Origin of the sequence: Teredinibacter sp. KSP-S5-2 (genome assembly GCF_032773895.1) — a bacterium.
GTDB lineage: Bacteria > Pseudomonadota > Gammaproteobacteria > Pseudomonadales > Cellvibrionaceae.
On sequence record NZ_CP120416.1, the window covers coordinates 4,303,914 to 4,319,002 of the forward strand.

General features: G+C 43.4%; 11 protein-coding genes. 5 read left to right on the forward strand and 6 right to left on the reverse strand.

Annotated elements, in window-relative coordinates; genetic code table 11:
• Positions 1–13: 13 nt before the first annotated feature.
• The 5 genes from ahcY (at position 14) to P5V12_RS18410 (ending at position 5,910) form a co-directional block, all read left to right on the forward strand.
• A complete protein-coding gene (ahcY, locus tag P5V12_RS18390) occupies positions 14–1,426 on the forward strand; it encodes an adenosylhomocysteinase (protein WP_316954537.1) in 1,413 nt (470 codons plus the stop codon).
• A gap of 132 nt (positions 1,427–1,558) precedes the next feature.
• Positions 1,559–2,416: a methylenetetrahydrofolate reductase [NAD(P)H] gene (gene metF / locus P5V12_RS18395; protein ID WP_316954538.1), complete on the forward strand. Its 858-nt coding sequence runs from the start codon at positions 1,559–1,561 to the stop codon at positions 2,414–2,416.
• Positions 2,416–3,141 (forward strand): 16S rRNA (uracil(1498)-N(3))-methyltransferase, encoded by a 726-nt coding sequence (locus tag P5V12_RS18400; RefSeq protein ID WP_316954539.1) that lies wholly within the window; start codon positions 2,416–2,418, stop codon positions 3,139–3,141. The genes metF and P5V12_RS18400 overlap by 1 nt, the downstream gene beginning before the upstream one ends.
• Before the next feature lie 103 nt (positions 3,142–3,244).
• Entirely contained in the window at positions 3,245–4,558 is a 1,314-nt protein-coding gene (locus P5V12_RS18405; protein WP_316954540.1) for a hypothetical protein, read from the forward strand.
• 83 nt (positions 4,559–4,641) lie between these two features.
• A complete protein-coding gene (locus tag P5V12_RS18410) occupies positions 4,642–5,910 on the forward strand; it encodes a hypothetical protein (RefSeq protein ID WP_316954541.1) in 1,269 nt (422 codons plus the stop codon).
• Between the two features lie 393 nt (positions 5,911–6,303).
• On the opposite strand, the gene P5V12_RS18415 is transcribed toward P5V12_RS18410, so the two are convergent.
• The 6 genes from P5V12_RS18415 to P5V12_RS18440 form a co-directional block, all read right to left on the reverse strand.
• Positions 6,304–7,152 carry a hypothetical protein gene (locus P5V12_RS18415; protein WP_316954542.1) on the reverse strand — a complete coding sequence of 283 codons (849 nt, stop codon included), beginning with the start codon at positions 7,150–7,152 and terminating at the stop codon, positions 6,304–6,306.
• 240 nt (positions 7,153–7,392) lie between these two features.
• Positions 7,393–8,331: a TIGR01212 family radical SAM protein gene (locus P5V12_RS18420; protein WP_316954543.1), complete on the reverse strand. Its 939-nt coding sequence runs from the start codon at positions 8,329–8,331 to the stop codon at positions 7,393–7,395.
• A gap of 219 nt (positions 8,332–8,550) precedes the next feature.
• The gene (locus P5V12_RS18425) at positions 8,551–8,709 is read right to left on the reverse strand and encodes a YqaE/Pmp3 family membrane protein (RefSeq protein ID WP_316954544.1); all 159 of its coding nucleotides are present in this window, start codon (positions 8,707–8,709) and stop codon (positions 8,551–8,553) included.
• Between the two features lie 300 nt (positions 8,710–9,009).
• Positions 9,010–9,651, reverse strand: a complete 642-nt coding sequence (locus P5V12_RS18430; RefSeq protein WP_316954545.1) for a hypothetical protein — start codon at positions 9,649–9,651, stop codon at positions 9,010–9,012.
• Positions 9,652–9,937: 286 nt separating this feature from the next.
• Positions 9,938–12,301, reverse strand: a complete 2,364-nt coding sequence (locus P5V12_RS18435) for a DNA polymerase II (protein WP_316954546.1) — start codon at positions 12,299–12,301, stop codon at positions 9,938–9,940.
• A 125-nt stretch (positions 12,302–12,426) separates the two neighbouring features.
• A complete protein-coding gene (locus tag P5V12_RS18440) occupies positions 12,427–15,084 on the reverse strand; it encodes a hypothetical protein (RefSeq protein ID WP_316954547.1) in 2,658 nt (885 codons plus the stop codon).
• Positions 15,085–15,089: the final 5 nt, after the last annotated feature.

Below are 15,089 nucleotides of genomic sequence, written 5' to 3' on the forward strand. Positions count from 1 at the left end.
AGGAGAATCACAAATGACAGAGCAACTCACAACCAGCACAGGCTTTGCCGACTTTAAAGTCGCAGCAAAAAACATTGAAGAGTTCGAACAATTGGCCAACTGGGGCCGCAGGGAAATTGACATTGCTGAAGGCGAAATGCCGGCATTAATGGCCTTGCGTAAAAAATATCAGGACGAGCAGCCTTTAGCCGGAGCTAAAATTATGGGCTGCATCCACATGACAATCCAAACAGCCGTACTTATCGAAACACTGATTTCGTTAGGCGCTGAAGTACGTTGGTCGTCATGTAATATTTTCTCTACCCAAGATCACGCCGCCGCCGCAATCGCTGCTGCCGGTATTCCGGTTTTTGCCTGGAAAGGTGAAACAGAAGAAGAATTCTGGTGGTGTATCGAGCAAACCATTCTGGTTGACGGCAAGCCTTGGGACGCGAATATGATTCTGGACGACGGTGGGGATTTAACACTTGTTGTGCACGATAAATACCACACCATGCTCGATAATATTCACGGTATTTCCGAAGAAACCACTACCGGTGTGCATCGTTTAGTTGAAATGATGGAAAAAGGCACGTTGAAAGTACCTGCGATTAATGTGAATGATTCCGTCACCAAATCGAAAAACGACAATAAATACGGTTGTCGCCACAGTTTAAATGACGCAATCAAACGTGGTACTGACCACTTGCTGTCCGGTAAAAAAGCCTTGGTAATCGGTTATGGTGATGTGGGTAAAGGTTCTGCAGCATCTCTACGCCAGGAAGGTATGATTGTTAAAGTATCGGAAATCGATCCAATCTGCGCCATGCAAGCCTGTATGGACGGTTTTGAAGTGGTATCGCCATACCAAAACGGCATCAACACAGGAAAAGTGGAAGATACCAACAAAGATCTACTGCAAAATACCGACTTGGTTGTAACCACTACGGGTAATATTAACGTGTGTGATGCTGCAATATTACAAGCCCTGAAAAGTGGCGCGGTTGTGTGTAACATCGGTCACTTCGACAATGAGATTGATACCGCGTACATGCGTAAAACATGGGAGTGGGAAGAAATCAAACCCCAAGTCCATAAGGTGTATCGCGACAAGTCTGCAAACGACCACCTAATTTTGTTATCAGAAGGTCGACTGGTGAACCTGGGTAATGCAACCGGTCACCCTTCACGTATTATGGATGGTTCCTTTGCCAACCAAGTGCTGGCACAGATATATCTATATGAAGAAAAATTTGGTGAACTGGAAGCAGACTACAAAGCCAAAAATATTTACGTCAAAGTCCTACCAAAAAAACTGGACGAAGAAGTAGCAAAAGATATGGTTGAAGGTTTCGGCGGCGTAATAACCCGCTTAACTCAAGACCAGGCAAAATACATTAACGTAAATGTAGACGGCCCATATAAGCCAGAGCACTACAAATACTAATCCGGTATTCGTTTTTAGTGCAAACAAAGGCAGGGCGTTATACGCTCTGCCTTTTGCTTATCATATATTTATGAATTTGCAGCGATAAAATACCGGTTAGATATAAAACGTATTTGAAATAAAGGATAAAACATGTCCGACGAAGAACAAACACCGATCCGATTAAGTTTTGAATTTTTCCCCCCAAAAACCGACAACGGACGGGAAAAGCTTAAATCCGTAAGACAAGAACTTAACAAACTTAATCCTGACTTTTTCTCTGTCACATACGGTGCAGGCGGTTCAACCCGAGACAATACCAAAGGTATTGTGAAAGCGATGAAAGATGAAGGTATGTCTGTTGCGCCTCATCTGTCATTTGGTGGTGATGACGAAGACAGCATGGTGGAGCTGCTTGCAGAATATAAAGAGTATGGTGTGAATCGCATCGTGGCTTTAAGAGGCGATATGCCATCCGGTGTCGGCGGTGGGTTACAGCTCGTCTACGCCAATGAACTTGTGGCCTTTATCGAAAAACATTTTCCCGGTCAATTTGAACTGGAAGTGGCTGCGTACCCAGAAATTCATCCTGAAGCGCCATCTTACGTCGAAGACATTCGTTTCCTGAAACAAAAATTGGACGCAGGTGCAAGCAGCGCGATCACCCAATACTTTTTTAATCCTGATGCGTATTTCTATTTTATTGATGAATGCGCGAAAGAAGGTATTGATAAACCAATATACCCGGGCATCATGCCAATCACCAATTACCGCAATCTGGCTCGTTTTAGCGATAATTGCGGTGCCGAAATTCCACGCTGGATACGCAAGCGTCTGGAAAGCTGTGGCGACAACGTGGAAAGTATCACTGCGACCGGAACCGAAATTGTCACCGAGCTTTGCGAAACGTTATTGGATGGCGGTGCTCCCGGTTTGCATTTCTATACCATGAACCAGATTGAACCCACATCAACCATTATTAATAACCTGGATTTAGTCGACCTGGAATAATGCGCATTCCCCGTATATATACTCCTCAGTCTATAACGCCCGAAACCAGCTTCGAGCTCGAAGCTGGTGCATCCCATCATTTATTAAAAGTGCTGCGTATGAGTGTTGGCCGCGAGCTGATATTGTTTAATGGTCAAGGGGCGGAATACCCTGCAGAGATCATTGCGGCAACCAAAAAAAATGCAACGGTAGCGGTAAAGTCTGAAATTCACCGAGAAACAGAATCTCCTTTGAATACCGAGTTGGCCATTGGCATATCCAAAGGCGAGCGTATGGACTGGGTTTTACAAAAAGCCACCGAACTTGGGATCAACACTATTAGGCCACTTTTAACCGAACGTACGGAAGTGAAATTAACAGGCGACCGTTTACAGAAACGAGTCGACCATTGGCAACAGGTGGTAATCAGTGCCTGTGAACAATGCCAGCGCAACCGCATCCCTGAAATACATGATCCACAACGTGCCCAGGATTTTATATCCACCAGCCAGAGCGACTTAAAATTTGTATTACACCACCGCTCCGAAAAACAACTGACATCCTATTCCACACCCAAATCCGTTTCGCTGCTAATTGGACCCGAAGGTGGACTAACAGACGAAGAAATAGCGCATGCGACACAGCATGGTTTTCATGAACTGACGCTAGGCCCAAGGGTATTACGCACAGAAACCGCTCCCATTGTGGCGCTGGCGGTATTGCAGTCCCACTGGGGAGATTTCTAGCCGACCTGTAAAGCGGTATAAAGACTTGTTTTCTATGCCGCGATACTGTTAGATTTCGGCTTTGTATTTTTTATGGACGCCCAAAGGCATGCAGGAGTTCGCTATGACGTTGCCATCCACACGATTACTTGCCCCCCTGATTTTCATCTTACTTGTAAGCGCCTGCGGAGGCGGCGGTGGTTCAGGTAGCAAAGCCTTAGCCTCAAACAGCAGCTCTTCGCCGTCACAGCAAGCCGATCTGTTCGACATTCAAACCTATAAAAGTACCAGCCCTTACGCAGCCGATATCCCTAATTGTGTTCGGGTGGAAGAAGTCAATAATTCCTGCACCCTCACCACCCTGCCAATTATTGGCAAGGACTCGCTGGGAAATACGCCAACGGTCAGCCAGATAATGGACCATGTGGCCGTCTCGCACGATTGGATGGCCATTCGCTTCGAACAAATATTACAAGCGCTGCCGACAGAGATGCTGTATTTATTTAATGCCGTTACCGCAATTGTGATTGATGCCGATATTCGTCCCGCTTATTACACTGGGGTGACCGGTGCAATTTATTTAGACCCGGCCTACCTATGGCTCACCGTCGAAGAAAAACGCACTATCAACCCCAAAGCAGATTATCGCTCGGGTTTTTCTAATGATTTGAATTTTCGTGTTCTTTCGCACTACATAAAAAACGGCGCACCGCTGCGCCTAAGCGGTTCATTAACCGATAGCTCGACACGAACGCTGGACCAGGTTGTTCCCATTTTTGCCAACCTGTTGCTCCACGAATTAACCCACGCAAATGATTTTCTCCCTCCCGCAACTCACGACTCTGTCGCAGTGAATAAACCCGTGTCGACGGCCATACTGGAAAATCAGGCCAACTGGTTAAGCAGCCAGCTTTATCAAACCAGCCCCCTAAACTCGACCTTACTAAAAGAATTAGGGCAGGTTATGTTTTTCGGTGAACAAGCCACCAATTTTCAAAAAGCATTAACGCCAGAACAAGTCGGGGAAGCATTTGAAACTGACCACGCGTCGGATGACTATGCATATGCCACTGAACGTGAAGACGCGGCCATGTTATTTGAAGAAGCCATGATGCGGTATTTCTTCGGCTACGAGCGGGATATTGCTTTTACCAATGCCTCCAACTCAGTTTATTGCTCCGACTACATCATAAAATGGGGCGCTAGAAATCGTCTTGGCGACCAGGACGTAAAAGCACGTGCGCAGTTTATTGCCGACGCCATTCTGCCCAATATCAACCTGGATTTATTCTTTCAGGACTATGTGATCGCGGAAAGCTTACCGCTCAATATGACATGGTGCGGGTTAACCAGCCAAAATAAAAATAATTCATCCACTCAGCAAAAAACATCACCAACCAAAATCGATCCGTCCTGGCAGTTGCGGCCATACCTCTAATCGCATTACATTTTGTAACACCCCTAATCGTGAAGACTGCTAGAATCAGGCAGTCTTTCACTGATTATTATGGCGACTACGCAATGACCTTACCTATAAACCGGATTTTTGCGCTTATCCCTTTTATTCTTATCGTCTCTTGCGGCAATGACGATGCCCCCAAAGGCGATCTCAATGACACCTATGCATACCAGGCAAACAGCCCATACATAGACTCCCTTGCCCCCTGCGTACGCCACTATAATTTTCCCAGTTGTACGTTACACAAACTGCCTATCATCGGCCTCGACCATGAAAGCCCAAGCATAGAAAACGTTATGGATCATGTGGTGGTCTCTCACGACTGGATGGGAGAGCGTTTTGAGCAGGTTCTCAACCAATTGCCCACGGAAGTGCTGTATTTATTCAAGGGCGTTACTGCGGTAGTAATAGACAATGACATTCGACCCGCCTTTTACAGTCACGGAACAGGTGCAATCTACCTCGACCCGGCGTTACTCTGGCTAACCGTACAAGAAAAACGAACCATCAACCCCAAGGAAGATTATCGTGCGGGTTTTTCTGACCCATTAAGCTTTCGCTCTGTCTGGCGTTATGTAAAAGGCAATACAGTTGTTTCCGCTCGCGGCTCACTATCGGATATGAGTGAAAGAACCCTTGAGGATATTATTCCGACATTTGCCGCACTACTATTTCATGAACTTGCCCACGCCAACGATTTTATTGCTCCCGGCAGTTATCAGCAGATAAATCGAAACCTCACAGTCAGCCAGACAATCGATTTATTACACAGTTCAAGCCCATCGATACAACTGCGTGACAGCGCGCCATTATCGTCCTCATTACTCTACGGCCTGGCTGGCGTGATGTTTCATGGCCATGCACCGTCAGATGCCGAACGTGCGATTTCCGCCGACGAGGTTGGACAGGAATTTGAAATGGATATCGCCTCCGATGATTACGCCTATTCCAGCCTCTATGAAGATACCGCCATGCTATTCGAAGAAGCCATGATGAAATACTTCTTTGATATTGACCGCGATATCGCGTTTACCACGCCTCCCGGAGCAAACAATAACTGCCAGGACTACGTAGTCAAATGGGGTATTCGCAATCGTATCGGTGACGAGGAAGTCAGAATACGGGCACAACTGGTGGTGGAACAATTGATGCTCGGCGTAGATTTTGGGACGTTTTTCACCGATCTGGTAACACCAACACCGCTTAATAACGATGTAAGCTGGTGCCAATCGGTAACTATTCAGGCAAACAGCGTCCAGCAAAAAGTACAAAGTGACGGAGCCCTGGAACAAATGCCGTTAATTAACCCTCACCTGCGCCCTTATTTGTAATAGAGCTCGCCCATTTCTCCTATCCGGCATAAATGAGGCGAATAAAAAACTTCGTTAGTAATAAACTATTTATATAGTTTGAAGGGTTGTCATTTTCTCAAACTGACGATTCAGCACAACGAATTTTCGCCAGATCGCAACAACTCGAATCTAACAGCATTTAAAAACAACAATAGTGGATATTTTCAGCCATCTCGATTAAATAAACACTGTTAAAACCCTATTCGTTAGGACAAAGTATCAAAAAATCTGCATAAGAAAAAAGCCATGACTCAAAAATTCGGCCTAGATAAATTGATAATTTGCTCAATTCATTTCAGAACTGAGCATATTTTTGAAAATCAATCTTAACGCTTTGAACTCAAGGCGCTCCCGGAAGAGCGCCTGATTTAATTAAGGAGTAGGAGGAAAATTTTCGTTAAGTAGATCGCGTAGAGAAAGTCTAGGGCTGATCTGTTTATAACCCGACCGATCCATAAACTCAACTTCGTAAAAATGTTCAGGCTCCATTGCTGGCGGAAGAATTTCCGTTGTTAGTTTAAGTGCAACAGCTTTACAACCTTCTCCAACATAACAAGAACCACCAGTGTAGGTTAGTAGATCTTTTTGGCCATGACCAAGCCAGTTAACTCTAAGATCAAACCCTTCTGGATGAACACCCATAGTACCGTCGTTTATTCGGTAATCTTGATAAAGATCGATTAATACTTTTTTGTTGTCAATCGTCACACTCACTGAATCCGCAAGTGTGCGCTCATATATAGGGGAAAGCTCACCACTAAATTCAAATATGGTCTCACCTTGACTCATGGCTGGATCATTGAATGTACTCTTATTAGTTGTAACCTTTAAGCGAACAGTTTTCGATTGTCTAGGGTAGAAAGAAGGATCATCAAATTCGGCCAATACATCTTTGTATATCCAAGCATCAGTCGAACCCGCCAATCCATACGGATGACTTTCCTGCCTCTTAAAACCAGACACTTTATAGTCTGTAGCTCGCGGAAACTTAATTTCCAGAGTCTCTGGTAGAAAACCAAATTGTTCATCCATTTTCCCGTAGACTATTGCACCGGATACTTCATTTAGATCCGGGCCAGGGTAAGCTCCCCAATAGCTTGGTCTTATATTCTCAAACTTGTATCCGACAAGTTCCGCATAGGATAAAGACGAAGTTAAACTGGCAATTAAAATTGTGCCAGACGCGATAACGCATTTTTTTGCTAATGCATATAAATTCACAATCATGCTCCTTGATAAGGTTTGACTATAGAACAAGCAAACCGTGTAGAAAGAACGATCCGTTGTTCTATAAATTATTAGAAATTGGGCTATTGCCCAAGGCTAGGTTAGACTTAAAAAAAACTATGGTAAATTCTCGATATGTGATTTATTGATGCATATCTCGCTTTGAAATATTAGGCACAAAAAAAGTCGCCCAATTCATTTTCTTTACCTTGGTTTGACTCGAAGCTTGGGTGCCTAACGAACTAGCTGCCCTTGATAATAATCTGAATCGCGCATTTTTTTATCAATAAAATCTATTGGCACCATTTTCTGCTCTGTCCATTTAGGTGCAATCAGATCCTGTCGCCGGTTAGCAATCGCAGCTAATCGCTGAACAGAAACATCAGGGGAAAGGTGGCGCAAGAATAAAATTATCTTGTCGGAATACGTATCCAACTCAACAGGCGTAAAATTTCCTTCCTGATAGAGTTTTGCCAACGGGGTATTTTTAAAGACATGCAAATTATGTAGTTTTACATTATTTACAGGCAGTTCATTTATTCTCTGCGCCGTTTCGACAATTTCCTGCTCTGTTTCGTTGGGCAAACCAAAAATTAAATGCACCCCGACATCAGCTTCGGTTTCACTGGCCAAAGTTTCTATGGATCGGATATTCTGCTGTACGCTATGCCCGCGCTGTAAAAATTGTAAGTGATGATCGAAAAAACTCTGCAAACCTAATTCGACCAACAAATAATTATCTGCTGTCACTTTATTGAATAGGTCTATTACTCGGCTGGGGAGACAATCCGGTCGAGTCCCGACGACCAAACCACATACCCCCTCCTGTGCGGCAGCAATAGAGAACCGTTGCTTTAATATTTCTACCTTATCCAGAGTATTCGTATAAGACTGAAAATAAACCAAAAACTTCGAGCATTTTAAACGGCGAATCACATGCCTTTTATTCCGCTCTATCTGTTCAACTAACGATTCTTCCCTTTCCAGGTGATAGGCGGCCGATCCATATTCATCACAAAAAATACAGGGTGGCAGCACTGAACTATTCGATCGATTTGGGCACTGCTCAGCAACACTTACCGAAATCTTACCAACACGTTCACCGAACCGATGACGAAAATATTGACTGATGGGGTAGTAAGGCTTGCCGTTCCATAAAGTAGGTATCGACACTGAACACTGCTCACTTTTAAAAGGCCAATACTATAGTACAACCAGCAGGAGAAAACTTTATACGAAGTCAAATATACCGAAGAATGCCATTTTACCTACACCATGGTTAATGAGATACACAATCGCAGTGTTATAAGTAGAGGCAAGCGAGGAGGAGACAAGGCGATCACAAATTGCGACCGCCTCTGAACGAGGACAGGGAGAATAACGTTCGTATGTTTATTTGGTTACCAACCACACCGCATGAATAATGCCAGGAAAGTACATTAGAAAACAAAGAATAATATTTATCAAAAAGTGTTTACCTATCCCGTTTTTCAGAAAAACGGCTAGAGGTGGCAATAGTATTGCCAAGACAATCAGTACGATCTTGTTCATAGTCTATTTCCCCGAACAAATTTATTATTAATACGAGTGTCGCATCAGACGCAAACCCAACGAATATAGTCATCCAAAAAGAGGGGGAAATATTGTCATAGGATACGACTATAAGCAAAAAGGAAATGAAGTTATTACAAAAATTTTACAAATCCACCACTATCACATAGATACCTTATAGTGGATGTAAATAACCACATCCAAGCAAAAACATCTTAATTTCATAAAATACGAGTTCGATAGTTTTTACTCGATAGAATCAAAAACGGCTCCCTAGGAGCCGTTGAGTGTTTCTATTTATTAATGCCTCTTTCTTCTTAATATGCACAAGCATGTTAAGCTAATAAGGAAAATCGCCAATCCATTTGGCTCGGGAACGTCCACCGCATCAAAAGTCAAATTATCAATATAGTGTCCCCAACTATCACTTGGCTGGAGAATTTCCATCATACCTATCGCAGTACCTCCAACATCCACCCTATCAAACCATGAAGTTACTGGTGTTGGGCTTAAACTACCGATGGTAAAACTGCTTACTAATGACAACGACAAATCGTACAGATTAATGACGCTATTCACACCCGAACTACCTGCACCATTGTAATCAAATGCGATATTGCTTGCTCCGGAGGTGAACGTCATCACCATCGCATCAGCCCTTAGGCCGGAATTATTATTATAAAAGTTAGACAATGCCATTGGCGGGGAACTGGGGTGAATATCACTATAAACTGAACCGTCGACTGCTTCGAGATTAACAGTTTGACCGTTTTCAACGCCGCTAAAAATCACACCATCTGCCGCATACTGAGAAGTAACATCCTCAAATAAACTGAGGTCATCAAAGTCAATAACAACGGCATAACCTTTGCCAGCAAAGCTAAATGCGGTTAGAAAAAGACACAGATGAAAGCATTTTAATAAAAGAGTCTTTTTATTCATTTTCGCTATTTCTCCCTAAACCAGTTGAATTTGCCACACAAGCGGATTTCCACTTTCAACTAGCTAAAGGCAACTTTTAAGCCACAAAAAAAAATAACAAAGAAAACAAATATTTAAACCAAGTCACACTTTTCCAGAAAATTAGATTGTAAAACGTTTCGACGAAACTTTGATCTGAGGCGTAAAAAACCGAAGAATCATGTCGACCATTTCTCAATTTATCTAATTTTTCGGATCGATATTGTTTATTTATATAAAAACAAACTAAACCTAGTAACCAAACATTCTAAAAAAGCCCCATCTGATGTTTTATTAATGAATCAAAAGATAAATCAACAAAAGGCAGAATAGCCTCAGCAATCGGCCGAAGCTGTTTTTCAATATAGTGCTCATAATCGACAGGGCTTTTCAAATATTCAACAGGCTCCGGTCCGTTAACTGTCATTACATACCGAATCCATGTCTTGTTTTGATAACGTAGAGGCTTGTTGTCAGCTTTATTATATTGGTCTGCCAACCGCGCTGCCCGGACATGTGGAGGCACATTCTTAACATAGGCACTTAGTGTTCGACGAAGGCGCTTGTTATATATTAAATCACCATCATATTTCCCTAACCGAACATCTTGAATGAGCTGCTCAAGATATTCCTTAACAGGCTTGTTATAAAAAACCAAGGAATACAACTTTTTCTGAAATTTTTTAGCTAAAGGTGTCCAGTCAGATCGCACAGTTTCCAAGCCCTTAAAAACCAACTCTTCGCCATCCGCTTTTAACTTCAAACCCGCATATCGTTTTTTGCTTCCCTGGCTGGAGCCCCGTATTGTTGGCATTAAAAACTTGGTAAAGTGGGTTTCGAACTCTAACTCCAAGCAACTGGTTAAGTTAAATTCTTTTTCCAATTTCTTCTGCCAACGTGTATTAATGTCATTGGCGAGCTTCTTTCCAATACTATCTATCTGCTCACAACTGTGCTCGCCGACTATTCGCACAAACGTAGAATCCGTATCGCCATAAATAACCTCATAACCGGCATCAGCAATCCATTTAGCTGTTTGCTGCATGATGTCGTGCCCTCTAAGGGTAATGGAACTGGCAAGTCGAGTATCATAAAAAGGGCAACCGCCCGCCCCCAATACACCGTAAAAGGAATTCATTAAGATCTTAATGGCTTGCGAACGCGCATGATCTTTATCTTTTTTTGCCTGATCCCTTTGCAGCCACAAAGATGTAATGATATCCGGCAAAAAATGTTTTTCTCTGGAAAACTGAGCCCCTTTATAGCCGGGAATCGAATGGTCACTTTCAAGCAAACCTTCAATCAACCCGAGTGGATCAATTTTGAAAGTTCGAATAATCGATGGATAAAGGCTTTTAAAATCCAGCACAATGACGTTGCTATATAAGCCGGGAATTGAATCCATCACATAACCGCCAGGGCTGGCTAAGCCGCCATCCTCCGGGCGGTTTGGTGAAATATATCCTGCACGATGCAGTTTCGGTAAATACAGATTTAAAAATGCGGCAACTGAGCCACCCACTCTGTCCAGGTCCAATCCTGTTAGCTGGCTTCGCAGAACAAGAAAATCGAGAAGCTTCGTTTTTTCAAAAATCTCTTCAACAAGAACACAGTCCTGCAAGTTATAATAAGCAAGCTTCTGTTTATTGTGGCGAAAATCATGCTCAATGGTTTCAACCCGATTATGCACATCCTCTGTTGCCTTGCCTTTCCCCAATAGCAGTTGCGATACGGCCTCCAGGCTAAAACTATCAAATTGATAAGTCGCGGTTTTTAATGCATCGATACCATCGATAATAACCCGGCCGCTAATATTAACGAATCCCTGATCCACCTCACCGGCTCTATCCCGCCAGCTGATTTTTTGCCTTCCACGCCCGATAGTTAACGAAATACCATGCAATTCAGCTCGGCGAATTAATAATCGAAAATCGAAATTAACAACGCTCCAGCCAATAATAATATCCGGATCAAACTGATTAATCTCCGCGATGAAATGCCGCAGTAATGCCTTTTCGTTAGATACCCAGTGAATCCAACTCTCAGCGGTCTGTTCTTTTTTGCCAACCATAATGACACGCTTGTAGTCGCCACTGCTCATACCAATAGAATAGAGCACCCCTTCACGGCTACACTCGACATCCAATGACAGGCTTTTTAGTGTGGGAATATATGTCGAAGGCCGCATACTGATATGCTGGTAGCGTTTGTATTCACTACCGTAATTGGACACAGGCAACGCCTGCCCGACGTACTCTGCACTACCGTATACAAACCGCTCCATAAGAAAGCGATCTGTCAGGCGTATATCGGCTTCAAATACCTCTAACCCGGCCTCATCGAGCACATCTTTTGCTTTATAAGCGTCTGTAGAAGAAACAAAATATAACGCAGCAACCGACCGTTGCTCAAAGGTCTTAAGTTCAAGCTCCCTGCTTTCAAAGGGGATATCCGCATCCGAAAGGAAATTTTTAGCCAACTCCAGATCAGATTGACAAATAAAAAATAGATCCCGCTGCGCAGGCGTTAACAAACACACAGGCCCTTCTGCACTGGAAAGCCAGTATTCAATATGAGTTTGCCCTAAAATTTCTTTGCGACCGCGCGTGAGTATAAAACCTTCACTACTCATTCAAGTTTCCGGACTTGGTTTACCGAAGAATGTACGGCAAGAATATACTACAAACGCGGGCGGTCAATAGTCATATAAGACCTCGAAGACTATCGAGGTTTGCTGCTGCAAGCGGGTGGATTAATCTACTGCGACTTAACCGCCAGGTCATAGAAAAGAATGGTTTCAAAATGGCTCATTGACGGATCCAGATCCGGGCAATGCAAGTACAGGGTAAGCTCCCAATACCCGTCACGGTTTTCCAGTACAGCATTGTCGATTATTTCCTGAAAAAAAGTGTCCGTAGAAACGTGTGTAATTCCCGACAAAGGTTGCACGGTAACACTGGCATGTAATGCTCCCTGCTCAGGCTCAGCGGCGTAAATTAAAGCTTTGTTCACGTTTGTGATCGCAGTACTAAAAAGCGGTTTGAGAATACGAAACCGACCTGTTGACGATGAAGAATCGATCATATCGGTCAATGTCGCAGTCCAATAACCATTTCGCTCATTTCGATACCACATTACTCGGGTAGCTTTAAGCCCATCCAACATCAAAAGTGAACCAGGCTTATTCTTCGCCTTTTTGACAAAACCGGCCGTTGTCTCCGGAATAGAATCCAAATGATAAGCAAAAAACAGGTGACGCTTCTGGAAGCTGGAAAAGTGGTCTTTACTGCGCGCGGTAACAAAATGTTCCCCAGGCGGCACCAAATACGCCTCACCAGGAGAAAAAGACACATCCAATTCCTCAAGTTTATCAAAATTCAATACCGCATTTTGTTGACGTTGCAGGTTATTTTCCAGAGGAATACGCATGAGTACAGGTTCACGGTTGTTTACATCAAACTTGTAATAGTTTAAGTCTCCAACACCATATTGATTAGCATCCTTCGCGTAGTAAATATTTTCTTTGCTACTGTACTCCAGCTTCTTTGCTCCGATTCGACCCAGCAATGCTTCTTTTCCGTAAGCATCCACTATCGCCAGGGCAAATACAATAATCGAAAGACCAATCAGCAACAGATTGGTCATCAAGGGCAAACCAGTTAAAGTCAATGAACGACTGCTTTCTCCTTGCAACGAATGCGCCTCGATTGACATATTGGACGCAAAGTAAATGATGGAGTAAATTGCGCTGATCACACCCGCAAGAACCACAAAAAAGAAAAAGTATTGATCATCCTGATGATGATTAGACAAATAGTGCCCGAGATAAAAGGCACAATAAAAAATAACAAGACCGCCAAGAAACGTTTTTCCTCGAATTATTTCCCTGTGGCTCCAGTCCATTTTATTCGAAGCATGAAATATCAAAGGCACAATAAGCCATAACAACAGCAGACCCGTAATGGAATAGGCAACCGCATAATGCTCAACATCCCTGGCAAGTAACACACTGGCCAAAACCAATACCAGCAATATTGTTTTATAGGGTGTATTGTGCAAAACATACTTGTACCACGATGAACAGCTCAGCAAAGCATGCCTGACGAATGTCGTTTTGGATATCGATTTTCCCCAACTCAATCCGACAACCACAATCAAAAAGGAGACTAGCCCTACACACATCAAATAAAGCGGTCCACTCACGTCCGTATTGGCAATAAAAATATTTTTAACCAGAAGCGATAAAAAAGCTCCGGTCGTGGCTAACCAGCCCAGCGCAGCAGACAAACCGATAAGACGCCCCTGATTAGACCAGTCCAATAAACTTAACCTGGCCCCCATTAAGCGGCGCTTATGCCATCGCAAGCGGGCTTTTCGCCTGACTACGCGACGAACACAACTTAAGTCGATATTACACGCTTGAAATACAGCGATAATATCCAGAGCTCGCTCTTCACGAGTGGACGAGTTTAGAATATTTTTCGGACGGTATGCCAACCAACGATAAAACAGATCAAACGTACGCGTGCTAAAAGGCAATAAGCCAAAGCGCACTTTTTGCGTATCCTGTTTAATTTTTTCTATGTGGATATTCCGATAATATTTCGCCAAACCATAAGCACATAATATCCGCACCTTGGGGTACGCGTCCGACATGGCACAACGATATAAAAGATCACCAATTTCACGCTGGCGAAACTTAAATGCATCCAACCGACTCAGGCCATATGCCGCGCCCAGGCGTAAACGCATATCATCGGAATGAATAAACTGCTCAATAGTCCGGTAGGTTTTATCCAGACCATAATATTTCGCTATATACTTCAACGCCTGACTCTTGCGATATAAAGCGCTTTCCAATAAAAAACGGATCGAAATCTCTTGCAGAGGCAATATATCCAAAAAAACCAGAATCGACTTTTCTAATTGATTTCTGGTCAAATAAATAGATGTATTTTTCTGCCAGGAATCCGGCTTGCCCGCTGGATGAGTCAGATTCTCAGCATAGAGGTAAGCTCTGACATCGGAGTGTTTTTCCAGAAGATTCAATAACGCATCAGCCAACTCGCCATTCGCCAGCTGAAAATGGGTTAATTTATCACGGGTTAAAAAGGAAGGTGCTCTACGAATTAGCCCCACCTTACCCAAATATTTAAGCGCCAGAACTTTTTCCTTTTCTGTTGCCTTATTGCATATCTTAGTCAGGTTAGGCAAACCACCTTGACGCTTTGCCACTTTTCTTAACGCTATATCAGCGAGCACCGCCAATGTAACTATTTTTTGGCGGCGCTTAAACCGGGACGAAATATCCTCAAGAACGCGCCGCATTTTTCGTTTAATCGCGGCACGTTTATCCGGCCCTTTGTCAATGGCAACCGATTGAGAGCGTACTGGATGCAACGTAGAAGTCGTCATGTCGA